At 70.7% G+C, this 22,885-nt stretch carries 15 protein-coding genes; 9 read left to right on the forward strand and 6 right to left on the reverse strand.

Translation table 11 applies throughout. The features are described 5' to 3' along the window. Positions 1–14 precede the first annotated feature (14 nt). Positions 15–1,463: an FAD-dependent oxidoreductase gene (locus AC3A6G_RS00575; RefSeq protein ID WP_487861574.1), complete on the reverse strand. Its 1,449-nt coding sequence runs from the start codon at positions 1,461–1,463 to the stop codon at positions 15–17. A 154-nt stretch (positions 1,464–1,617) separates the two neighbouring features. Between AC3A6G_RS00575 and AC3A6G_RS00580 the strand changes: the two genes are divergently transcribed. Next, positions 1,618–2,622: a Bug family tripartite tricarboxylate transporter substrate binding protein gene (locus AC3A6G_RS00580; protein WP_487861575.1), complete on the forward strand. Its 1,005-nt coding sequence runs from the start codon at positions 1,618–1,620 to the stop codon at positions 2,620–2,622. Positions 2,623–2,633: 11 nt separating this feature from the next. Next, a complete protein-coding gene (locus AC3A6G_RS00585) occupies positions 2,634–3,638 on the forward strand; it encodes a Bug family tripartite tricarboxylate transporter substrate binding protein (RefSeq protein WP_487872819.1) in 1,005 nt (334 codons plus the stop codon). 6 nt (positions 3,639–3,644) lie between these two features. On the opposite strand, the gene AC3A6G_RS00590 is transcribed toward AC3A6G_RS00585, so the two are convergent. The 4 genes from AC3A6G_RS00590 to AC3A6G_RS00605 form a co-directional block, all read right to left on the reverse strand. Beyond that, entirely contained in the window at positions 3,645–4,529 is an 885-nt protein-coding gene (locus tag AC3A6G_RS00590) for an alpha/beta fold hydrolase (RefSeq protein ID WP_487861576.1), read from the reverse strand. A gap of 44 nt (positions 4,530–4,573) precedes the next feature. After that, entirely contained in the window at positions 4,574–5,386 is an 813-nt protein-coding gene (locus AC3A6G_RS00595) for a DODA-type extradiol aromatic ring-opening family dioxygenase (RefSeq protein WP_487861577.1), read from the reverse strand. A 62-nt stretch (positions 5,387–5,448) separates the two neighbouring features. Then, positions 5,449–13,692: a glycoside hydrolase family 94 protein gene (locus tag AC3A6G_RS00600; protein WP_487865892.1), complete on the reverse strand. Its 8,244-nt coding sequence runs from the start codon at positions 13,690–13,692 to the stop codon at positions 5,449–5,451. A gap of 25 nt (positions 13,693–13,717) precedes the next feature. Beyond that, positions 13,718–13,936, reverse strand: coding sequence for a hypothetical protein (locus AC3A6G_RS00605; protein WP_487861579.1), 219 nt, complete (start codon positions 13,934–13,936; stop codon positions 13,718–13,720). 225 nt (positions 13,937–14,161) lie between these two features. Here AC3A6G_RS00605 and AC3A6G_RS00610 point away from each other — a divergent pair, with 225 nt between their 5' ends. Further along, complete coding sequence (locus AC3A6G_RS00610) at positions 14,162–16,027, forward strand: ABC transporter ATP-binding protein (protein ID WP_487861580.1); 1,866 nt, start codon at positions 14,162–14,164, stop codon at positions 16,025–16,027. A gap of 22 nt (positions 16,028–16,049) precedes the next feature. Here AC3A6G_RS00610 and AC3A6G_RS00615 read toward each other — a convergent pair whose 3' ends face one another. Then, entirely contained in the window at positions 16,050–16,478 is a 429-nt protein-coding gene (locus AC3A6G_RS00615) for a VOC family protein (RefSeq protein ID WP_487861581.1), read from the reverse strand. Positions 16,479–16,564: 86 nt separating this feature from the next. Here AC3A6G_RS00615 and AC3A6G_RS00620 point away from each other — a divergent pair, with 86 nt between their 5' ends. From AC3A6G_RS00620 to AC3A6G_RS00645, 6 genes are all read left to right on the forward strand, one after another. After that, a complete protein-coding gene (locus tag AC3A6G_RS00620; protein ID WP_487865891.1) occupies positions 16,565–17,167 on the forward strand; it encodes a TetR/AcrR family transcriptional regulator in 603 nt (200 codons plus the stop codon). A gap of 340 nt (positions 17,168–17,507) precedes the next feature. After that, a complete protein-coding gene (locus AC3A6G_RS00625) occupies positions 17,508–18,899 on the forward strand; it encodes a DUF2868 domain-containing protein (protein ID WP_487861583.1) in 1,392 nt (463 codons plus the stop codon). After that, positions 18,896–20,314, forward strand: coding sequence for a GTPase/DUF3482 domain-containing protein (locus AC3A6G_RS00630; RefSeq protein WP_487861584.1), 1,419 nt, complete (start codon positions 18,896–18,898; stop codon positions 20,312–20,314). Before AC3A6G_RS00625 ends, AC3A6G_RS00630 begins: the two co-directional genes overlap by 4 nt. A gap of 111 nt (positions 20,315–20,425) precedes the next feature. Further along, positions 20,426–21,046 carry a PAQR family membrane homeostasis protein TrhA gene (trhA, locus tag AC3A6G_RS00635; RefSeq protein ID WP_487861585.1) on the forward strand — a complete coding sequence of 207 codons (621 nt, stop codon included), beginning with the start codon at positions 20,426–20,428 and terminating at the stop codon, positions 21,044–21,046. A gap of 70 nt (positions 21,047–21,116) precedes the next feature. Beyond that, the gene (locus AC3A6G_RS00640) at positions 21,117–21,551 is read left to right on the forward strand and encodes a helix-turn-helix domain-containing protein (protein WP_487861586.1); all 435 of its coding nucleotides are present in this window, start codon (positions 21,117–21,119) and stop codon (positions 21,549–21,551) included. Between the two features lie 27 nt (positions 21,552–21,578). Next, positions 21,579–22,883, forward strand: coding sequence for a UDP-N-acetylglucosamine 1-carboxyvinyltransferase (locus tag AC3A6G_RS00645; RefSeq protein WP_487861587.1), 1,305 nt, complete (start codon positions 21,579–21,581; stop codon positions 22,881–22,883). Positions 22,884–22,885 lie beyond the last annotated feature (2 nt).

Below are 22,885 nucleotides of genomic sequence, written 5' to 3' on the forward strand. Positions count from 1 at the left end.
TGCAATGTAGAGGTTCAGGCTTCGGCCGCTGCTGCCGGCGCCTGCGCGCCCTGCCCCGCACCGGCGCGCAGGTACACGCCCTGCGCGAGCAGCGCCGACTGCAAGGCGCCGATGCCGACCGCGCGCGGCGCGATGCCGCCCTGCGAGGCCAGCGCGGCGGCCACGCCCGCGGCCTGGCCGGTGATCCAGCATTGCGGGATCTCGCGCATGAAGCCGTGCGAATTCCGGTCGCACGAGATGTGCCGGCCGCAGGCGAGCAGGCCGTCGAGCTGCTGCGGCACCAGCGCGCCGTAGGGAATGGAGATGTTCGGGAATTTCGGCGACACCGCGGGCGTCACGCCGATCTCGTCGGCCAGCGCCACGCCGTCGGGCCACTGGCTGCGCAGCACCGCACCCACGCCCGTGAGGCGCCGCGCATGGCGCACGCCGATCTGCGGCGCGCTGAGCATCAGGTAGGCGTCCTCGAAGCCCGGCGCATGGGCACGGAAATAGTCGAGGTGCGCGGCCATCGCGCGATGCGAGCGCACCTCGACCGCGGTGAGGTCGTCGACGTCGAGCGCCGAGTAGCCCGACTGGCGCGGCCCCATGAACAACGCCACGTCGTTGCGCCAGGAGACGAAGGGGCGCTCGAACAGGCCGAGCTGCTCGCGTCCAAGCGCCATGAAAGCGCTGAACGCCTCGGGCTGGCCGGCCTTGAACGCGATCCAGCGGTTCATGTCCACGCCGCCGAAGAGCCACGAGGTGTTCATGCAATGGTGCACGTCGGCTTCCTCGATGTCGTTGACGAAGGCGGCGCCGGCGCGCGCGAACAGGTCGCCGTCGCCGGTGGCGTCGACCACCACGTCGGCCATGATCGCCATGCGCCCTTCCTTGCTTTCGAACACCACGCCCTTCACGGCGCCGTCCTGCACGATCGGGATCGCGGCCCACGAGTGATAGATGAGCTTGACCTGGCGCTCGAGCACGATCTCCTGCGACAGCAGCTTGAGCCGCTCGGGGTCGATGGTGGGCGACCAGGTGACCACGCCGTGGTAGGCGGCGGTGCGCTGCGACCAGTGCGCGGCCTTGGCCGGGTCCTGCGAGCCCCAATCCTCGCGCGCCGGGCCGGCGATGGCCTCGGCCGGCAGGCGGTCGAACAGCTCCTCCGCAAAGCCGCGGATCACGAGCTGGCCCTCCCAGTCGGTCATGCGGTCGATCCAGATCACGAGCCCGCCGGTGGAAAGGCCGCCCAGGTGGTTGTAGCGCTCGAGCAGCGCCACGTCGGCGCCGGCGCGCGCGGCCGCCGCGGCCGCGGCCGTGCCCGACGGGCCGCCGCCGACCACCAGCACGCCGCAGCGGTGGTAGACCGGAATCTGCTTGCCGGGCTCGGCCCAGCTGCCATGGTCAGGGCGCTTGACACGGCTGTCGCGGTCGAAGATGTCGGAGGACAGGATGCGCTCGTCGGTGCGGACGACAGTTTTCATGAATGCGTTCTCGGCTAAGCTGGTTTCGTCATATTTTGATTTCAACTTCCATTTTGTCAACTTGATTGATGTATGTTCGGGGTATTCCCTAGTGAATATGGCTTTTTATGGTTTTCAAGATCAATATACGCGCCGAAAACCAACGGAGACATAGATGAACAAACTTCCAGGCACCCGCCGCGCGTTCAGCTCGGCGCTGGGCGCCGCGGCCCTGCTGGGGTTGGCGCCGCGCGCCTTCGCGCAGGAAGCGCAGGGCTTTCCCGCACGCGGCAAGCCGATCCGGATCGTGGTCGGCTTCACGGCCGGCGGCGGCACCGACGCGCAGGCGCGGATCGTGGCGCAGAAGCTCGGCGAAGTGCTCGGCACCGGCGTGATCGTCGACAACCGCCCCGGCGCCAGCACCATGCTTGCCGCCAGCGAGGTGGCGCGCGCCCTGCCCGATGGCCACACGCTGCTCTACGCGCCCTCGTCCACCATGGCGCAGAACCCCCACACCTTCGCCCAGGTGCCCTACGACCCGTTCAAGGACTTCACCGCCATCTCGATGGGCGGGCGCGGGCCGCTGGTGCTGTCGGTGAGCACCACGGTGCCGGCCTCGAACGTGAAGGAACTCGTCGCCTGGGTGAAGGGCCGTCCGGGCCAGGTGAGCTACGCCTCGTTCGGTGCGGGCACCTCGTCGCACATCTACGGCGAGGCCTTCGTGCAGAAGACCGGCATCGACGCGGTGCACATCCCGTACAAGGGCGGCTCCGACGCGGCCAAGGACCTGATCGGCGGGCGCGTGCAGTACATGTTCGACTCCGCCTCCTCGGCCATCATCACTTCGGCCACGGGCAAGGTGAAGATCCTCGCCGTGGCCGCGAACGCGCGCATTTCCGCGCTGCCCGAGGTGCCGACCTTCACCGAGCAGGGCTACGCCGGCCTCGACCTGCCGAGCTGGCTCGGCTTCTACGGACCGGCGCGCATGCCGCCGGCCGTGGTCGCCACGCTCAACGCCGCACTCGCCAAGGTGCTCGCCATGCCGCAGGTGCAGGCGTTCTACCGCACCGGCGGCTACGAGGCCGGCGGCTCGACGCCCGAGGAATTCGCCGGCATCACGCGCTCGACCTACGAGCGCTGGGGCGCGATGGTCCAGCAGGTCGGGCTGGCCAAGCAATGACGGACGGCACCATGCATTCTTCTTCGCGCCGGCGCCGACTCGCCGCTTCGCTCGCGCTGCTGCCGCTCGCTGCGCTGCCGTCGATGTCGGTTCGCGCAGCCGACGCGCCCGCCTTTCCCGACAAGGGCCGCACCGTCCGCATCGTGCTCGGCCTCGCGGCCGGCGGCGCTTCCGATGCGCAGGCGCGCTTCGTCGCCATCAAGCTCGCCGAGGTGCTGCAGACGCCCGTCATCGTCGAGAACCGGCCCGGCGCGAGCTTCATCCTCGCCACCGAAGAGGTGATCCGCGCCGCGCCCGACGGCTACACCCTGATGTATGCGCCCTCTTCCGTGGTGGCGCAGAACCCTCAGACGCTCGCGCAGGTGCGCTACGACCCGTTCAAGGACCTTGCGCCGATCTCGCTCGGCGCGCGCGGGCCGCTGGTGCTCACCGTGCATGCGAGCGTGCCCGCACGCAACGTGCAGGAGCTCATCGCCTACATCAAGGCCAACCCCGGCAAGATCGCCTACGCCTCGTTCGGCACCGGCACCTCGTCGCACATCTACGGCGAGGCCTTTGCCCAGCAGGCCGGACTCGACGTGGTGCATGTGCCCTACAAGGGCGGCGCCGACGCCGCGAAGGATTTTCTCGCGGGCCGCGTGCACTTCTACTTCGATGCCGCGCCCAACGCGATCCAGAACACCGCCACCGGCAAGGTCCGCATGCTCGCCGTCGCAGCGCCCCAGTCCAGCCCGCTGTTGCCTGGCGTGCCGACGATGGGCGAGCAAGGCGTGAGCGGCGTCGACATGCCGAGCTGGCTCGGCTTCTACGGCCCCGCGCGCATGCCCGCGCCCGTGGTCGCCAGGCTCAACGCGGCGCTCGCGCAGGTGCTCGCCATGCCCGCCACGCGCGACTTCTTCCGCCAGGGCGCCTACGAGGCCGAGTCGTCGACGCCGCAGCAACTGGCCGAGCTGACGCGCGCGACGTATGTGCAGTGGGGGGCGACGATCAAGCGGCTGGGGTTGGCGAAGCAATGACGAGGTTCAGCGCAGGAAGTCGAGCACGCGTCGGTTGAACGCATCGGCGCGCTCGTACTGCGCCCAATGCCCCGCCCCATCGATCACCGCCCCTTCGCGCTCGGCGTGCCCGGCGACCAGCTGCGCCACGAGCGGCCGCGGATCGGCAGTCACGTCGTATTCACCCCAGAGCAGCAGCTGCGGCCCGCCGATCGCGTCGAGCGCGGCCTGCAGCCCGCCGGCTTGCGACACGTCCTTGCTGCGAAAGCGCGTGCCGTGGCAGGCGATGTCGTGGATCTCGAAGGCGAGCGCATCGATGGCCGCGTTGTCGTGCAGCATCAGCGCGCCGAGGTTGTGCAGCAGCGCGGCACGTTCCGCGTCGCGGCCCGCCGCGACGCGCCAGTTGATCATTTGCACGGCCATGCGCCGGAGCGTCCCGTGGCCGCCGCTGCCCACGAGCAGCAGGCGCCGGATGGCACCACGCCGCACCGCAAAGCGCGCGGCGGTGAGGCCGCCGAACGAGAAACCGCCGAGATCGATGGGCGTGTCCGCGCCGATCAGCTGGTCGAGCGAGCCGCCGAGCGCATCGAGCAGCGGACCGAGCGGGTCGCCGCCGGGCACCGCGGGTGACGGCGCATCGGAATCGTTGAAGCCCGGCATGTCGGGCAGCCACAGCGTGCGGCCGGCCGACAGCGCCTCGACGTTGCGCAGCCAGTGCATCCAGCTGCCGTGGCCGCCGTGCAGCAAGACGAGCGGCGGCTTGCCGCTTTCGGCGGCATCGCCGAAGCGGCGCCAGCAGACGCGCACGCCGCCGTGCTCTACGTCATGCCGCGTGCCAAGCGCGGCGATGCGGTCGATGGTGGCGCGGGCCGCGCGCTCGGCGGAAGGATCGGGAATCGGGGAAGAAGGCATCGCCCGATTTTGCCAAGGCGCGCTGCCCGTTCGTCCGCGGCTTCTCAGCCCGCCGCAGCGCCGAAGCGATAGCTCGACACCACGAGCCCGCCCATGAAGTCCTCCTCGTGGTAAATGCGCTCGCCGGGCTCCTGCTCGGCCGCGCCCACCGCGACCATCAGCGGGATCAGGTGCTCCTCGCGCGGATGCGCCATGCGCGCCGACGGCGCAGAGGCCCATTGGTGCAGGCGCAGCACGCGTTCGGCGGGCGCCGAATCCACGGCCGTGTGATCGAGCCAGTCGCCGAAGTCCTTCGAGACGCCATGCGCCTGCGGCCCGAAGTTGCGCAGGTTGTGATAGCTCAGGCCGCTGCCGACGATGAGCACGTTCTCGTCGCGCAGCGGCGCGATCGAGCGGCCGAGCGCGAGGTGCTCGGCGGCATCGAGGCCGCGCTTCAGCGACAGCTGCACCACAGGCACGCTGGCGTCGGGAATCATCGCGGCCATCGGCGAGAACATGCCGTGGTCGAAGCCGCGCTGGGGGTCGATGGCCACGGGCAGCCCGGCCGCACCGAGCAGCGCTGCGACCCGCTCGGCGAGCGCGGGCGAACCGGGCGCGTCGTAGCGCACCTGGTAGGTGTGGGCCGGGAAGCCGCCGTAGTCGTAGACCATCGGCGGGCGCGGGTTGCCCTGCACCATGAAGACCGGCGCCTCCCAATGCGCCGACACCATGAGCACGGCCGCGGGCGTGCGGCCGATCTGGCGCGGCATGTCGGCGAGGGCGGCGGCAAGCTGGTCGTAGGTGCCGCCCATCTCCTTCCTCATCCAGGGCCAGGGGCCGCCGCCGTGCGAGATGAAATAGGTGGGAAGGCGGGTCATGTCGATGCTCCTTGGTTCAGGCATGGCATCGACTGTAGACATTTCCGAAGCCCGAGCGCGCCCTAAGGCGCACCACTCTGTTTCTCCACGGGAAACCCTTCGACCCGCAGCACGGCGTCGGCCGGCAGCGCCTGCCAGTCGATCCATTCCCCGGCGGCGGCGTGGTGCGTGGGCGTGGCGGCATCGCCGGGCGTTCCCCATTGCAGCGCCAGGCGCCGTGCGCCGAGCCGCAGCGCGATCTCGAAGCCCGGCCAGTGCGCGGGCACGCGCGGCGTCAGCGACAGCAGGCGCCCCTTGACGCTGAGGCCCAGCAGCGTTTCGACGGCGGCGCGGTGCAGCCATGCGGCCGAGCCGGTGTACCAGCTCCAGCCGCCGCGGCCGACATACGGCGCGGCGCCGTAGATGTCGCCGGCCATCACGTAGGGCTCCAGTTCGTAGGCGGGCCCGCGCTCGGGGTGCACCGCGCGGTGCGCCGGGCTCAGGCCCTCGAAGCTCTGCCATGCCGCCTCGTGGTCGCCCTGCAGCGCCTGGGCCATCAGCGCCCAGACGGCCCCGTGCGAATACTGGCCGCCGTTCTCGCGCACACCGGGCGGGTAGGCCTGGATGTAGCCGGGGTTGTCGCTCGCCTGGGCGAAGGGCGGGGTCAGCAGGCGCAGCAGGCCGGCGGGCTCGTCGAGAAGGTGCCGCCGGACGGCGGCCATGGCCGGCACGGTGTGGGCCTCGTCCGAGGCGCCCGAGAGCACCGACCAGGCCTGCGCGATCAGGTCGATGCGGCACTCGTCGTTGGCCGACGAACCGAGCGGCGCGCCGTTGTCGAAGAAGGCGCGGCGGAACCAGGCGCCGTCCCATCCGGCATCGTGCAGCGCGACGATCCAGCCGCGGCGCGCCTCGTTCCAGCGCGCGGCGCGCGCGTGCTCGCCGCGGCCCTGCGCGATCGGCGCGAACTGCGCGACGACGCTGCACAGGAACCACGCCAGCCAGACCGATTCGCCGCGGCCTTCATGGCCGACGCGGTTCATGCCGTCGTTCCAGTCGCCGGTGCCCATCAGCGGCAGGCCATGCACGCCGGTGGCCAGGCTGCGGTCGATGGCCAGCGCGCCGTGCTCGAACACGCTCGCCATGCGGCCGCTGTACTGCGGCGCGTAATAGGCGTCTTCGGCGCCATCGGGAATCGCGGGGCCTTCAATGAAGCCCACGGCGTGGTCGAGCAGCGCCTTGTCGCCGGTCACCTCGACGTAGTGCGCGGTCGCAAAGGGCAGCCACAGCAGGTCGTCCGAGAAATGCGTGCGCACGCCGGCACCGCCGGGCATGTGCCACCAGTGCTGCACGTCGCCTTCGGGAAACTGGCGCGCCGCATTGACCAGGATCTGCTCGCGCAGCCGCGACGGATCGGTGAGCGCAAAGGCCATGGCGTCCTGCAGCTGGTCGCGAAAGCCGAAGGCGCCACCGGCCTGGTAGAAGCCGGCCTTCGACCAGAGCCGGCAGGCCAGGGTCTGGTAGATGAGCCAGCGGTTGACCATGGCGTCGAACAGCGGGTCGGGCGTGCGCACCTGCAGGCGGCCCAGCAGCTCGTCCCAGAAGCCGCGCACCTTTGCCAGGGCTTCGGGCACGTCGCGCTCGCGCCAGCGGCGGGCCAGCGCCAACGCGGCATCAGCGTCGCCGGCGTGGCCCAGCACGAAAGTGAAGCTGGCGCTCTCGCCCGCCCCGACGACGAACTCGCCGCCGATGGCCGCACACGCGTCGAGCCCGCCACCGGCGCGCTGCGCCAGCGCGTCGGGCACTTCGACGATGCCGCGCCCGGCGAAGAACTCGCTGCGGTCGCAGGTCCACTCGGTGGCGCCCGGCAGGCCCGCGAGCAGCAGGAAGGCCGTGCTGCCGCCAAAGCCGGCGCTCGCCTCGCGCTGCTGGCCAAACACCGCGCCCTGGTCTTCGGGCTTCCAGCAATGCACAGTCCGCCGTTCGCCGCGTGCAGCGCCCAACTGCCACTCGACCATGCCGAGCGCGCGCAGCCGCCGCGTGCCGGTGCCCTGGTTGTGCACGCGCACATGCACCAGCTTGACCGGCTCGTCGCGGTCCGCGAAGAAGGTGGTCTCGAGGGCCAGCGCCTGCTGCCGGCATTCGAACACCGTGTAGCCCTGGCCATGGCGCACGTGGTGGCGCACCTCGCTGCCGTCGTCCGGCGCCGACGCGCCCTGCCCGGCGGGCGTGAGCGGCAGCAGCACGCCGGAGGCGATGTCCTGCAGCAGGTAGTGCTCGAAGGCCGGGTCCTGCACCGGGTCGTTCGACCAGGGCGTGACCTGGTGCATGCGGCTGTTGCCGGCCCAGGTGAAGCCGGTGCCCCATTCGGACACCTGGAAGCCGAACGCGGCATTCGCGATCACGTTGATCCAGGGGCGCGGTGTGCGGTGCGCCGCATCGACGTCGAAGCGGTACTCGCCGCTCTCGGCGTCGAAGCTTCCGGCGGGCGCTGCTTCGTCGGCCGCGGCCTGCACGGACCGCTCTACCGCGGGACGGGCCAGGAGCGCGGCACGCGGCGCTGCCGCCGGCGTCTCGGCTGCGGCTTCGTGCAGCGCCGCCACCTGCGTTTCGAGCGAGCGTCCGTCGGCGGTGAACACCACGCGTGCCAGCTTCGACAGCGCGGCCTTTTCCGAGGCGGACACCTCCTGCTCGCGCAGCAGGTAGAAGCCGGCCGTGTCGTTGCGCGGAAAGCTGTTCTCGGTCTGGTGCGCGACGCGCTGGCGCAGGGCCTCGATCTCGCGCTGCAGCGGCATCAGGTAGGCGTTGGGCTCGCCGTTGAGCACCACCAGGTCGCAGGCCACGCCGCCAAAGCCCCACCACGGCTGCGCGCGCAGCAGCGCGTTGACCAGCCCCAGGCCGATCATCGAGTGGATCGCGACCAGCACGATGGGTTTGTCGCCCGAGATGCCGAAGCGCCAGAGCTGCCGCAGGTCGACGACGCCGCGGTTCGTGGTCGCGCGCGGCGTGGTGTAGGTGAGGATGGTCGTCAGGTCCTGCAGGGCGAAGGTCTGCGCGGGCGCGATGCGCAGGTCGCGCAGCCGCACCTGCGCCAGCGTGGCGGCCATGCGCGTGGCGCGCTCGACGTGCATCGGCTCCAGGTAGCGGTCGATGCTCGGCATCAGCGCTTCGACGCTCTTGTCGGCGGCGGTCGCGAAGCTCAGGCGCGCGGTCGCGCCCGCCGCGATCGACAGGCGCACGCGCAGGCAGGCGATGGGGTCGAGGCCGTTCACCGGCGTGCCGTCGGCCGCCAGTGGCTGGGCATCGAGCGCGGGACTCGCGAGCGAGCGGTTGCGGCCGATGAAGGCGCGCCGGTCCGTCATGCAGTCGACCGACAGCACGTGGGCGTCGACCGAGGCAAGAAAGTGCGCGGCGGCCACCACCGGGTCGCCGTGCAGCCGCGGCTTGCGCGTGAGCAGCAGCGCGCGCCAGGCCGGTTCCCAGTGCGATTCGACGAACAGGTTGGCAAAGGCCGGATGCGCCTCGTCGGCCTTGGGGTAGGACAGCACGGGCTCGAAGTACGAGACGAGCTCGAGCGTGCGGGTCACGCTGCCTGTGTTGTGCAGCGTGATGTTGCGCAGCTCGGTGTCGTCTTCGGGGCTGATCAGCACCGTGGTGCGCACCTGCAGGCCGTCGCTCGAGGCATCGAACTGCACCTGTTCGGCGAGAAAGCGGGTGCGGTAGGTCCAGCCGGCGCCCGGCGCCGGCAGCGCGGTGAGCGAGACGAGGTCGGATGGCGTCTGCCCCGTTTCGATGTCGCGCAGATAGAAGAAGGTGCCGTGGCTGTCGCGCAGCGGGTCGTCGCGCCAGCGGGTCACGTTGAACGCGTGCCAGCGGCTGACGCCCGCGCCATTGGCGCGCAGCGCCACGGTGTAGCGCCCATTCGACAGCAGGTGCGTGGGCTGGAAGCCAGGCACCATCGGGTTGACCGTGCGCGGCTGGAACAGCGGCGCGAGCTCGGCCACGCTCGGCTCGGGCGGCGTGCGCGGGTCGGCGCTGCCGATGATCTGCCGCGGCGTGCGCTCATGCAGCAGCGATTCGTGCGCCTGCACCAGCGCGGCGCTTGCGAACCAGCGGCGCGGCGCCTCGGCGCGCAGCACGTGGCACAGCGCGACCAGCGACATGCCCTGGTGGTGCGCCATGAAGTTGCGCACCACGGTGAACGCCTCGCCCTTGGCCTGGCGCGAGGCGGTGAAGTCGACCGCGTCGTGAAAGCCGAACTCGCCGCGCGCGCCCATGGCTTCGAGCCGTTCGAGGTTGGCCACCGCGGCGGCCGGGGCCAGTACGGCCGCCATGGCGCTGGCATAGGGCGCCACCACGCGGTCGGTGGGCGGCGTGCGGCGCAGCGCCAGGCGCGGCACGCCGAACGGCGAGTACTGGTAGGCGAGCGAATGGTCCTGCCCGAAATAGGCCGACTCCGAAACGCCCCACGGCAGGTCGAGCGACCGGCCGAAGGCCTGCTGCTCGGCGATGGCCGCGCTGTTGGCCACCTGCAGCAGGCCGTCGGCGGGCTCGGACATCACGAGCGCGGGCATGAGGTACTCGAACATCGAGCCCGACCACGACTTGAGCCCGGGCTGGAACCCCACCAGCAGGAACGGCCGGCCGAGCGCCGTCCAGTGGCGCCGGGGCACATCGCCTTTGGCGATCGCAAGGAAGCTCAACAGCCGCGACTCGGAGGCCAGCAGGTCGTAGTAGCTCGCGTCGAGCATGTTCTCCTCGACGCGCAGGCCGATGTGGAACAGGTGGCGCTTCGGGTCGTACAGGCCGCTGAAGTCCATGCCGGTGTGCAGCGCGTCGCAGCGCCGTGCCAGCGCGTGCAGCGCCGTCTGCTCAGGGCGCTGGCAGCCCGCTTCCACAGCGAAGGCACGGCAGGCCTCGGCCACGGCCACCAGGTGGCCGGCGAGGTTGCCGCTGTCCACACTGGAGACGTAGTCGGGCGGCAGCGGCCGCAGCGTCTGGGTGTCGTACCAGTTGAAGAGATGGCCGCGGTGCTTCTGCATGCGGTCCACGGTGTCGAGCGTGGCCGCGAGCCGCGCAAGCAGCGCCGGGGTGTCAATCCAGCCGAACTCGCGCGCACAGCAGGTGGCCAGCAGGTACATGCCGATGTTGGTCGGCGATGTGCGGTGGGCAATGGTCGGCTGCGGCTCGAGCTGCAGGTTGTCGGGCGGCAGGTGGTTGTCGTCCGGACCGACCACGTGTTCGAAGAAGCGCCAGGTGTCGTGCGCGAGCTTTTCGAGATAGCTGCGCTGTTCGGCGCTCAACGGGTCGGGTGCCTTCGCGGCGACGCGGCTGCCCCACCAGGCGGCGAATGGCGCCAGCGCCCAGACGAGGAACAGCAGCGGCCCTGCCACCGGGTAGGCGCTCCAGCGCGCCGCGGCCACGGCCAGCACCAGGCAGAGCACGCTGGCGAGCGCCGCATTGCGCAGGAACGGCGGCAGCCGCTGGCTGGACTGGGCCTCAGCCTGGGCTGTCGTGGTCCACTGGAGCAGGTGCCTGCGGCTCACGGTGAGCCGCCATGTCGCGAGAAAGATCGCATCGAGCAGCAGGCGCGACTGTGCCGCCAGCTGCACGAACTGCCAGGCTGCGCCGGCCATGGCGCGCAGCAGCTCGACCGCGCCGACGTCGAAGAAATGGCGCAGCTCGATGGCGCGGCGCGTGGGCACCAGCCCGGCCAGTGCGCCGAGCAGCGGCCCGAGCGTGAGCGCCGAGGCGACCGCGGCGATCGCCCATGCCAGCGGCATCGCCTCAGTGAAGATCACCAGAACCAGCAGCGCGAACGAGGCAGGCACCACCAGCGAGCGGCGCAGGTTGTCGCCCATCTTCCAGAGCCCGAGCGCATCGATGCCGAAGCGCCCGGCGCGCCAGATCAACGGCAGCAGTTGCCAGTCGCCGCGCACCCAGCGGTGCACGCGCGAGGCGGCCACGCCGGCATGGTGCGGATGGTCCTCGATCAGCACCACGTCGCTCACCATGGCGCAGCGCGCGACGCTGCCCTCGAGCAGGTCGTGGCTCAGCACCGCGCCGTCGGGCAGGCGGTTGTCGAGCGCGGCATGCACCGCGCGCACGTTCAGCAGGCCCTTGCCGGTGAAGGACCCGCTGCCGAACACGTCCTGGTAGATGTCGGACGCGCCGCTGCCGTACGGGTCGAGCCCGCATTGCCCGGCAAACATCCAGTGGAAGAACGAGCGTTCGCTGCGCTTGGGAAACGGCGTCACGATGCGCGGCTGCAGGATGCCGAAGCCCGCGACCACGCGCCGGCTCTGCGGGTCGACCTCGGGCGCGTTCAGCGGATGGGCCGCGATCGACACCAGGTCACGCAGCACGCCCGGCGGCAGGCCGGTGTCGCTGTCGAGCGTGAGCACGTAGGGCGTTCGCCCGGCGGCCAGTTGCTGGCCCGGCGCCAGCGGCAGAAAGCCACTGGCGTCGCCGACGGCCAGCAGGCGCACCAGCATCTCGAGCTTGCCGCGCTTGCGTTCCCAGCCCATCCAGCGTGCTTCGGTGCCGCTCCAGCTGCGCGGCCGGTGCAGCAGCAGGAAGCGCGCGGCCATGCCGGCGGGCGGCGGATATTTCGCATTGAGCGCGTCGATGCGCCGGTTGGCATCGGCCAGCAGCGGCGCGTCCTGCGGCAGCGAGGCGTGCGCCGCATCGGCCCAGTCGGTCAGCAACGCGAACTGCGCATGCGCCTCGCGGTTCGCGAGCCAGTGCAGTTCGAGCCGATGGGCGAGCTGCGCGTTGTTCGCGGGCGAGCTCAACAGCGTGGGAATGACGACGAGCGTGCGGTGCTTCTCGGGAATGCCGGCCGCGAAGTCGAGGCGCGGCAATGCCTGCACGCGCACCGACTCGGCCATGATGCGCTGCGCCAGCGCGATCAGCGCCTCGGAAAGCGGCCAGGCCAGCAGCGCCATCGCGGCGATGGTGGTCCAGCCGCGCGGCGGCGGCAGGCCGTGCGCCACGCTCGCCAGCAGCCCCACGGTGCCCAGCACGACGAACAGCACATAGGCCGGCAGGCGCCAGCCGCTGCGGCTTTGCGGCGGCCGGGCCGTCCTCGCCGGACGGCCGATGCCGCTCGCCGCCGCGTTGGCCTGCAGCGCCGCGACCAGCACGGCGCGGCCCTGGCCGAAAAGGTGGTAGCCGGCCGTGCCATCGGCGCGATCGCCCTGGTCGGCAGGATCGGCGCCGGCTGCTGCGGCAGCGGCCGCGAGCCGAACCACGGCCTCGGCCACTTCGCGCTCGGAGCGGCCGCTGTCGTGCGCGACCCGCTCCATCGCATGCGTGATCTGCTGGCGCGTGCGCTCGCTTTCGTCGGCAAAGCTCGGCAGGCCGCGCAGCACGCGCAGCGAACGGCTGACGGGTTCGATCAGGTCGCTCCACTCGACCTGGCCGATCATGCGCAGCGTGGTGATGATGTTGCCGACCGTGAGGTTGGCCGCGGCCTGCGCGTTGTGCGCTTCGCCGATCAGCGCGGGCCCGTTGGGGCAATGCAGTTCGGTCCAGCGCACGAGCGCGGGCATGGCCTCGCCCTGCTCCACCGGCAGGCGCTGCCACAGCTGCGTGAGGTAGGCGTCCTGCAGGTCGTGGCTCTGCAATGCGCGGTACAGCGTGTCGAGGTCTTGCGCCGACAGATGCGGCGCCGCGTCCCAGACGGCATGCGCGATCTCGCGCGCCACCTTGTTCTCGGCGATGCTTTCGGCCACGCGGCGCAGGTTCTCGAGCAACACCACGCGCAGCGTGGTGGGCAGCGCCCAGAGTTCGCCGAGCGTGAGCTCGTCGATGTCCTGGTAGGCGTTGAGAAAGGCCGTGAACAGCGTGTTGTTGAGCACGCTGTCGGTGTGTGCCACGTAAGCCCACGCAATGCCATATACGCGCGGCAGGCCCGCGAGCGGCGGCGTGGCGAGCTTGGGCAGGCGCGCGTAGTAGCTGCGCGGCACGCCTTCGTGGATCTGCTGCAGCTGCGCTTCGACCAGGTGGAAGTTGTCGAGCAGCCATTCGGCCGCAGGCGACACGTAGCGCCCGCTTTGCGAAATGAGCGCGATGTAGTCGAACGCCTGGCGCAGCGATTCGAGGTTTTCGTCCACCCGCGGGAAAAACGGCGCGCCCTCGCGCGCGCGGCGCGGGTCGGCCTCGACCGGCTGGGCGCGCGCCAGGCTGTGGCCGTGCTGCTCGAAGCGCTGTGTGCCGAAGAGTTCGGCCCGGATCGGGGGCGCCACCGGATCGTGCGGCGCGAGCAGCAGCGCGCGCGCGTAGGCACTCAGGTTGGCGAGCCGGTCAACGACGAAAGCGGCGCTCACGAGAGCACCCTCGACGCGGCCGCCCTCAAGCGAAGGCGAACAGGACGATGCCGAGCGCGGCTACGACGCAGGCCAGCGTGACGATCCGGCCCGCAGCCAGCGCACGGGCGCGCTGCATGTGGCTTTGCATCGAGAACCACGGGCCGTGGGCACGCGCGCAATGGCGCATGTGGGAGGCCAGGGCTTCGAAGTCGCCATGAACGAAATCGATCTGTGAACGGGTGAGTGATTGGGGGGTGGACATGGCAACGGGCTCCTGAATACGACTCGGGCCGCCGCGCGAATGCGGGATATAGCGAGAATCTTGGGGTATTCCCGACCCTACTCTTTTAATTGACCTTACGGGTTGCTATTGCGGGCGCACCTGCGTAGGAAAGACGCTCGAAGCTGTCGGAACGCACCTTTCCGGGGCAGGGAAAAGCCGTCCCGGCTAGAGTCCGGGGCTCGATTCCGCTGGAGATCCCCCGTCTTGTTCCGTTTCTTTGAAAAACTGATTCATCCCTACCCCGCCGCCGAACCCGCTCTGCCGCCGACCGGATTCTTCGCCTTTCTCTGGGCCTGCACCCGGGGCGTGCGCCTCAAGATCGCCGCGATGGCAGCGCTCACGGCGCTCATGTCGGGGTTCGAGGCGCTGCTGTTCGGGGTTCTCGGGCGCGTGGTCGACTGGCTCGGCGGCCAGGAGCCGTCGCGGCTCTGGGACGACCGCGGGAACACGCTGGGCTGGCTCGGTGCGCTGCTCGCGATCAGCATCGGCGTGGTGGCGCTGCAGACCATCGTGAAGCACCAGACGCTGGCGATCAACCTGCCGATGCGGCTGCGCTGGAACTTCCACCGCCTGATGCTGGGCCAGAGCATGGCCTTCTACCAGGACGAATTCGCGGGCCGCATCACCGCCAAGGTGATGCAGACCGCGCTTGCCGTGCGCGACACGGTGTTCGTGCTGGCCGACGTGGTGGTGGCAATGGGTGTGTACATCGTGACCATCGTCGTGCTGGTGAGCGTGCTCGACCTGCAGCTGGTGCTGCCCTTCGTCGTCTGGCTCGTGCTGTATGCGGCCTCGCTCGCGTATTTCGTGCCGCGACTCGGCAAGATCGGCAAGGCGCAGGCCGATGCGCGCGCGCTCATGACCGGCCGCATCACCGATGCCTACACCAACATCGCGACCGTCAAGCTGTTCTCGCACACGCAGCGCGAGGCCGGCTTTGCGCGCGACGCCATGCGCGACTTCATGCACACCGGCTACGGCCAGATGCGGCTCGTGAGCGCGTTCGAGATCGTCAACCACGCGCTCAGCATGGGCCTCACCGCCGGCATGGCGGGCATGGCGCTGTGGCTCTGGTCGCAGGGCACGGTCGGCGTCGGCGCCGTGGCGGCGGCCACCGCGATGGCGCTGCGCCTGCAGGGCATGTCGCACTGGATCATGTGGGAGATGACCAGCCTGTTCGAGAACATCGGCACGGTGCAGGACGGCATGAAGACGCTGTCGCGCGCGCGCACCGTGCTCGACGCGCCGGGCGCCGGCGTGCTCGAGGTACCGCGCGGCGAAGTGCGCTTCGCGCATGCGAGCTTCCGCTATGCCGACGCCGGCCGCCGCGTGATCGACGACTTGAACCTGGTGGTGCGCCCCGGCGAGAAGATCGGCCTGGTCGGCCGCTCGGGCGCGGGCAAGTCGACGCTGGTGAACCTGCTGCTGCGCTTCCATGACCTCGAAAGCGGCCGCATCCTGATCGACGGGCAGGACATCGCTCAGGTGACGCAGGATTCGCTGCGCACCCACATCGGCATGGTCACGCAGGACACCTCGCTGCTGCACCGCTCGGTGGCCGACAACATCGCCTACGGCCGCCCCGACGCCACACGCGAAGAGATCGAGGCCGCCGCGCGCCGCGCCGAGGCGCACGATTTCATCCAGACGCTCGGCGATGCACACGGCCGCCACGGCTACGACGCGCACGTCGGCGAGCGCGGCGTGAAGCTCTCGGGCGGCCAGCGCCAGCGCGTGGCCATTGCGCGCGTGATGCTGAAGGACGCGCCGATCCTTTTGCTCGACGAGGCCACGAGCGCGCTCGACTCCGAGGTCGAGGCCGCCATCCAGCAGAGCCTCTACCGGCTGATGGAGGGCAAGACCGTGATCGCGATCGCGCACCGGCTCTCGACCATCGCGGCCATGGACCGGCTCGTGGTGCTCGACGAAGGCCGCGTGGTGGAAGAAGGCGACCACCGCACGCTGATGGCCAAGGGCGGGCTCTATGCGCGCCTGTGGGCGCACCAGAGCGGCGGTTTCCTCGGCGAGGACCTCGACGAGGGCGAGGCCGAGGAGGCGCTGCGCGCCTGAGCGGGCTTCAGTTCACGGCTTCTCAGCCCGGCAGCGCGCCCGCCTCGTACTGGGCCGCGAATTCCGCGCTCGGCGGAATCGGCTTGATGATGTCGATCAGCACGCCGTTCGGGTCGCGCGTGATGAAGTGGCGCTGTCCGAAGGCCTCGTCGCGCAGCGGCAGCAGGATCGGCAGCCCGGCCGCGGCAAGCCGGTCGTGCGCCGCATCGGGGTCGTCGACCTCGAAATTGAGCAGCAGCCCGCCCACCACCTGCCCGCGCGCCGCTTCGGGGATCGTCTCGTGGCGGCCGTCGAGCACCGCGAGGTTGACCGCAGGCCCGCCCTCCAGCTGCAGGTGCACGTACCAGTCGCTCGTGAACAGCGGCACGAAGCCGAAATGCGCCTGATAGAAGGCCGCGGTCTGCGCGACATCGCGGGTCATGATCACCGGGTAGTAGCTCGTCACTTTCATGGCTGGTTCCTTTCAATTAACATACAAACTGCATGTAAGTTGAATCTTATCTACAGACAGTCTGTATGTAAATGACCTGGAACGTCATGGCCACACCCCGCACCAACCGCGAACGCACCGAAACCACCCGACTGGCGTTGATCGACGCCGCGCGCGCCCTCTTCGTCAGCAAGGGCTACGGCGACACCTCCACGCCCGAGATCGCAGAGGCCGCCGGCATCACGCGCGGCGCGCTTTACCACCACTTCGCCGACAAGCGCGACCTGTTCCGCCAGGTGCTGGTACGCGAGGCCGAAGCCGTGGCCGCCTGCATCGAAGCCGCCGCGCCGGCGCCGCTCGCCCCGCGCGATGCGCTGCTCGAAGGCAGCAAGGCCTACCTCGACGCGATGACCGCGCCGGGCCGCACCCGGCTGCTGCTGATCGACGGCCCCGCGGTGCTGGGCCGCGAGGAGATCACGGCGATCGACGATGCGACGTCGGCGGCCTCGCTGCGCGAAGGGCTGGCGCAGCTGCAGACCGGCAAGGCAGAGGTGCCGCTCGATGCGCTCGCGCGCCTGCTGTCGGCCGCCTTCGACCGCGCCGCACTCGAGATCGATGGCGGTGCCGATGCGGCCGAGGTGCGCTCGGCCATGCTGTGGCTGCTGGAGCGGGCGCTGCCCGCACCCGCGCCGCGCAAGCGGCGCGCCTGAGGCGGCGCGCCGCGGCACTGGCGCTCGCCCGGCCCTTGGCGAGTCCTACAGCACAGGCCGTCTCTTGCCGACAGCCCCGCGCCACCCTGGGCGCGATGCTGGCGCTGTCGTCAACAAAGAGGAGTCCTCGCGTGAATTCCATCATCTATATCGTCGGTCTGGTCGTGGTCGTGGTCGCTGTGCTTTCGTTCTTCGGCCTGCGCTGACCGGTCATCGGCACACCGCGGACCCGGCTTGCGGGCCGCCGGTGGTGCCTCCTTCAGCGCGAGGCGGCGGCCTCGAGTCATGTCGCTACCGGGCGTTGGCATAATTTGCAGGGCCAAAGAGCGAAGGGACCCTGTTGACCAACACCGCATTGCGCGAACCAGTTTTTACCGATGCGGTCGTCACCGAAGCGATCCGCTGGACCGAACAGCAAGGTCCGCTCGACGATGCGCAAGCCATGCGCATCGCCCTTTCTTCCCCCAACACCGACCGCCACGCGCAGATCACTGCCCGAGCGCTTTCGCTTGGCGAACGCATCGGGCTCTCGGCCGAACTGACGCGCGCGCGCCAGTGGGCACCCTGGGTGCTGCTCGGGCTCGTGGCGCTCATCGTCATCGCCGGGCTCGGGCTGGCCGGCAACGTGGTCGGCAGCGGTGAGCGGCACATCAACGTCATCGTCGCGCTCGCCAGCCTGTTGGGGCTGCATGCGCTCACGCTGCTGCTCTGGCTCGTGGGGCTGTGGCTGCCGGCGGGCGTCTTCAATGGCGCATCGCTCGGGTCGCTCTGGCTGTCGCTCACTGCGCGCGTCGCGGGCGGGCGCCGCGGCCAGGCGCCGCTGCTGGTGCGCTCGGCCACCGACCTGCTCGCGCGCGCCCGGCTGCTGCCCTGGGCCTTCGGGCTGGTCAGCCATGGCATCTGGGCGCTCTCGTTCGCCGTGGTGCTTGCCGCGCTGCTGTTCGCGCTGGCGTTCCGCAGCTACACGCTGAGCTGGGAAACCACCATCCTCGACCCTGCGTTCTTCGTGCGCGCCGTACAGCTGCTGGGCTGGGCGCCGGCGCAGATCGGCTTTCCGGTGCCCGAAGCCGCGACCGTTCTCTCTCCCGTGGCCGGCGCCTCGGGCCAGCGCAGTTGGGCGCTATGGCTCACCGGCTGCATCGTGGTCTACGGACTGCTGCCGCGCGTCGCATTGGTACTGCTGAGCGCCCTGGTGTGGCGGCGCCGCCGCAGCGCATTGCAGCCGGATTGGCACACGCCCTACTACCGCAGGCTGGCGGACCGCCTGGCGGCGCTGGTGCCGCCCACGATCGTCGATGCCGACCCGGGGCATGCGCGCGGTGCGGTGCCCGCGGGCCTCGCGCCTTCCGAATGGCATGACGACGCGCTCTTCGTGCTCGGCTTCGAACTGCCGCCCGACATGGCATGGTCGCCCGAAGGCCTGCCGGCCGCCGCCGAGGTGCGGCGCATCGACGGCAGCGCGCCCGCGCGCCGCGAAGTGCTCGACCTGCTCGCGCAGGCGCATCCGCGCGCCGTGCTGCTGGTGTGCCATGCCGCCTCGAGCCCCGACCGCGGCACCGAGCGCTTCGTGCGCGAACTGTTGGCCCATTGCGGCGAGTGCCGGCTCTGGCTGGCCGGCGCGGGGCCCGTCGAGCGCTGGACCGACTGGCTCGCCGAGACCGGCCTCGCACCGCGGGTCGCGGCCACGCCGCGCCTCGATGACGCACTGCAGGCGCTGGCCGCGACGACATGACGAACGAAGCCCCACCCATCCGCATTGCCGTGGTCGGCCACACCAATGCCGGCAAGACCTCGCTGCTGCGCACGCTGACGCGGCGCGCCGGCTTTGGCGAGGTGTCGCAGCGGCCCGGCACCACGCGCCATGTCGAGTCGGTCGATCTCGAGGTGAACGGCCGGCCCGCGGTGCGCTTCCTGGACACGCCGGGCCTCGAGGACGCGGTGGCGCTGCGCGAGCACCTCGCGGGCTACGACACCAAGGCCACGCCGCCCGAACGCATCCGCCAGTTCCTGCAGGGCCCCGAAGCGCACGGCGTGTTCGAACAAGAGGCCAAGGTGCTGCGCACCATGCTCGACATCGATGCCGCGTTCCTGGTGATCGACGTGCGCGAGGCGGTGCTGCCCAAGTTCCGCGACGAGATCGAGCTGCTCAACGCCTGTGCGCGGCCGGTGCTGCCGGTGCTGAACTTCGTGCGGGATGCGGCGAGCCGCGAGGCGGCCTGGAAGGAGCTGCTCTCGGCCTATGGCCTGCACGTGCAGGTGCGCTTCGATGCCGCGGCGCCCTTCGTGGGCGCCGAACGCGAGCTCTACAACGACCTTGCCACGCTGCTGCGCGACCGGCGCGAGCTGCTGCGCGCCGTGGTCGATTCGCTCGCGGCCGAGGCCGCCGAGCGCCGTGATGCGGCCTGCACGCGCATCGCGCAGTGGCTGGTCGACGCGGCCGCGCTGCGCCGCACGGTGCCGGCGCACGAGTTCGCCGACCTGCAACGGCGCAAGACGATCGTCGCGGCCCTGCAGAAAGAGGTATTCGACAAGGCACAGCACTGCACCGACGACCTGCTCGCGCTGTTCGGCTTTCGGCAGGACGATGCGAGCGAGGCGCCGCTGCCGCTGGTGGAAGGCCGCTGGTCGCTCGACTTCTTCAGCCCCGAAGCCATGAAGGAGGCCGGCCTGCGGCTCGGCAAGGGCGCCGTGATCGGTGCGGCGGTGGGCGTGGTGGCCGACCTCGCGGTGGCCGGCATCTCGCTCGGCGCGGGCGCCGCGATGGGCGGCGCCATCGGCGGCGCGGTGTCGCAGGGCTGGGGGCCGCTCGGCCGCAAGCTGGCGAACCGGCTGCGCGACCTGCACGAGCTCACGGTCGAGGACGGTGTGCTGTTCGCGGTGGTGGCCTGGCAACTGAAGCTCACGCACGCGCTCGAGCAGCGTGGCCATGCGGCCACCGACCGCATCGCGGCCGCAGCACCCGGCACCGAAGACGGCACGGCCACGCGCGCCACCGCCGCGGCGGTGCGCGCGGCGCGGCCCGCGCGCAGCCATCCCGAATGGGAGACCAAGGGCGTGGCGACACGCGCCTTCTGGCGCCCGGCGCCGCAGCGCGACGCGCTGGTGGCGGAGATCGCGCAGGCGCTGCACGGCGCGTTCGAGGCCTGAGCGCGGCCGCACCGCAGCACCGCCGCGGCACAGTCACCGTGCGGTCACGCGGCCTGCCTAGCATCGGCAGGCCCCTCCTCCACCCGACCTCACCAGGACTGCGCTGTCGCGATGTACCCCGGCGAAAGGCTCAACGGCTACAGCCATCTGCTGGGCCTGCTGCTCGCGCTGCCGGCCACGGCGCTGCTGCTGGCCAAGACACTGCCCACCGGCGATGCCGCGCGCATTGCGGGCGCGCTGGTGTTTTCGCTCTCGGCGGTGGCGCTGTACGCGGCCTCGACGCTGTTCCACAGCACGCGCGGGAAGCTGAAGCGGTTCTGGGAGCGTGCCGACCACTGCGCCATCTACCTGCTGATCGCGGGCACCTACACGCCGTTCGCGCTCGTCACGCTGCGGGGCCCCTGGGGCTGGCTGCTGCTCGCCGCCGCATGGGGCGCGGCGGTGTTCGGCATTGCGCGCGAACTCCGGCAGGCCGGCGACACGTCCTCGAAGCCGCCGCTGTCGCTCTACCTCGGCATGGGGTGGCTCGGCGTGCTCGCGGCAGCGCCGCTGGCCGCACGGCTCGACGGCGGCGGCCTGGCATGGCTGCTGGCGGGCGGCGTGCTCTACACCGTGGGCACGGTGTTCTATCGCAATCGCCGCGGCTTCCGGCATGCCCATGGCGCCTGGCACCTGTTCGTGCTCGGCGGCACCGCGAGCCACTTCGTCGCGGTCGGCTGGTTCGTGCTCTGAGAAGCTGTAAGCGACCGTTACCGCACGGCGTGCGGTCAGAGTGCCTTCGCGGATGTGCAAAATGCGCACCATGCCAAATATTGCCTCCATCCTGAAAGCCGAGATCACCCGCGTCGCCCGCAAGGAAGTGCGCACCGAGGTCGAGGCGCTCAGAAAAGCGTCCACCCTGCACCGTGCCTCGATCGCCGCACTGCGCCGGCAGGTCGACCAGCTCGAGAAGGAACTGCGCCGCACCGCCAAGGGAAGCGCGCGCGCCGCGGCCCCGGCCGACGACGAAGCCGATTCCGCCCCGCCGCGGCGCTTCAGTGCCAGCCGCCTGGCCTCGCATCGCGAGAAGCTCGGGCTCTCGGCCGCCGCCTACGGCAAGCTGGTGGGGGTGACGGGGCAGACCATCTACAAGTGGGAACAGGGCAAGGCACGTCCGCGCAAGGCCCAGCTAGAAGGCCTGGCCTCGGTGCGCGGGCTGAGCCCGCGCGAAGCCGCGCAGCAGCTCGAAGCGGCCTGAGCTTTCCCTCTCTCCTTTCCTCTTCCCATGTCCAACCTCATCGTGCACGGCGGCACGCCGCTTCGGGGCCGCATCACGCCTTCCGCCAACAAGAACGCCGTGCTGCCGGTGCTCTGCGCCACGCTGCTCACGCGCGAGCCGCTGCGCCTCTATGGCGTGCCCGACATCACCGACGTGCGCAAGATCCTCGACATCTTCCGCAGCCTCGGCAGCGACGCGCAGATGGACCACGCCACGGGCACGCTCGAACTGCACCACCGCGACACGACGTTCGACCCTGCGCGCGACCGGCTGCCCGAGGAGATGCGCTCGTCGATCATGCTGGTGCCGCCGCTGCTCGCGCGCTTCGGCGTGGCGCGCCTCGAAGACAACGTCAAGGGCTGCACACTGGGCGTGCGCGAGATCGATCCGCACGTCGAGGTGTTCCGCCACTTCGGCGGCGAGGTGGAACGTGCGAGCGGCTCGCTGCTCGTGCGCAGCAACGGCGAGCGGCTCAGGCCCGTGGCGCACTGGCTCGACTACGCCTCGGTGACGACCACCGAGAACTTCGTGCTCTGCGCGGCCGCGGCCGACGGGGTCTCCACCCTCACCAATGCCGCGTCCGAGCCGCACGTGCAGGAGTTCTGCCGCTTCATGACGATGCTGGGCGTGCGCATCGACGGCATCGGCACTTCGCGGCTCACGGTGCACGGCGGCGTGGCGCTCGGCGGCGGCGAGTTCCGCTTCGACGAGGACTTCCACGAGATCACCACCTTCCTCGCGCTCGGCGCGATCACGGGCGGCGACGTGGTGGTGCGCAACAGCGCGCCGGCCAACTTTCCGCTGATCGACCGCACCTTCGCCAAGTTCGGCGTCACCGTCACGCACGAGGACGGCTGGTCGCGCGCCAGCACCAACGGGCCGCTCAAGGTGCAGACGCCCTTCACGAGCAACGTGCTTACCAAGGTGGAGGCCGCGCCCTGGCCCTACTTTCCGGTCGACCTGCTGCCGATCTTCATCGCGCTGGGCGTGCGCGCGCAGGGCAACGCGATGTTCTGGAACAAGGTGTACGACGGCGCGCTGGGCTGGACCGGCGAGCTCTCGAAGTTCGGCGCGCACGTGTTCTCGTCCGACCCGCACCGGCTCATCACCTTCGGCGGCAGCCCGCTCACGCCGGCCGTGGTCGAGAGCCCCTACATCATCCGCGTGGCGATCGCGCTCCTGATGGTGGCGGCCAGCATCGAGGGCCGCTCCGAGATCCGCAACGCCACGCCGATCCGCCGCGCCCATCCGCGCTTTGCGGAGAACCTGCGCAGCTTGGGCGTGCAGGTCGAATGGACAAGTGAAGACTAGCG

Source organism: Variovorax sp. Soil_C_26, assembly GCF_057657075.1.

What these genes read in the sequence shown, in the direction of transcription:
- AC3A6G_RS00630 (WP_487861584.1), top strand. Translation starts at nt 18,896, where the DNA reads ATGACGAACGAAGCCCCACCCATCCGCATTGCCGTGGTCGGCCACACC.
- AC3A6G_RS00595 (WP_487861577.1), bottom strand. Translation starts at nt 5,386, where the DNA reads ATGACCCGCCTTCCCACCTATTTCATCTCGCACGGCGGCGGCCCCTGG.
- AC3A6G_RS00605 (WP_487861579.1), bottom strand. Translation starts at nt 13,936, where the DNA reads ATGTCCACCCCCCAATCACTCACCCGTTCACAGATCGATTTCGTTCAT.
- AC3A6G_RS00615 (WP_487861581.1), bottom strand. Translation starts at nt 16,478, where the DNA reads ATGAAAGTGACGAGCTACTACCCGGTGATCATGACCCGCGATGTCGCG.
- AC3A6G_RS00640 (WP_487861586.1), top strand. Translation starts at nt 21,117, where the DNA reads ATGCCAAATATTGCCTCCATCCTGAAAGCCGAGATCACCCGCGTCGCC.
- AC3A6G_RS00585 (WP_487872819.1), top strand. Translation starts at nt 2,634, where the DNA reads ATGCATTCTTCTTCGCGCCGGCGCCGACTCGCCGCTTCGCTCGCGCTG.
- AC3A6G_RS00590 (WP_487861576.1), bottom strand. Translation starts at nt 4,529, where the DNA reads ATGCCTTCTTCCCCGATTCCCGATCCTTCCGCCGAGCGCGCGGCCCGC.
- trhA (WP_487861585.1), top strand. Translation starts at nt 20,426, where the DNA reads ATGTACCCCGGCGAAAGGCTCAACGGCTACAGCCATCTGCTGGGCCTG.
- AC3A6G_RS00645 (WP_487861587.1), top strand. Translation starts at nt 21,579, where the DNA reads ATGTCCAACCTCATCGTGCACGGCGGCACGCCGCTTCGGGGCCGCATC.
- AC3A6G_RS00620 (WP_487865891.1), top strand. Translation starts at nt 16,565, where the DNA reads ATGGCCACACCCCGCACCAACCGCGAACGCACCGAAACCACCCGACTG.
- AC3A6G_RS00580 (WP_487861575.1), top strand. Translation starts at nt 1,618, where the DNA reads ATGAACAAACTTCCAGGCACCCGCCGCGCGTTCAGCTCGGCGCTGGGC.
- AC3A6G_RS00575 (WP_487861574.1), bottom strand. Translation starts at nt 1,463, where the DNA reads ATGAAAACTGTCGTCCGCACCGACGAGCGCATCCTGTCCTCCGACATC.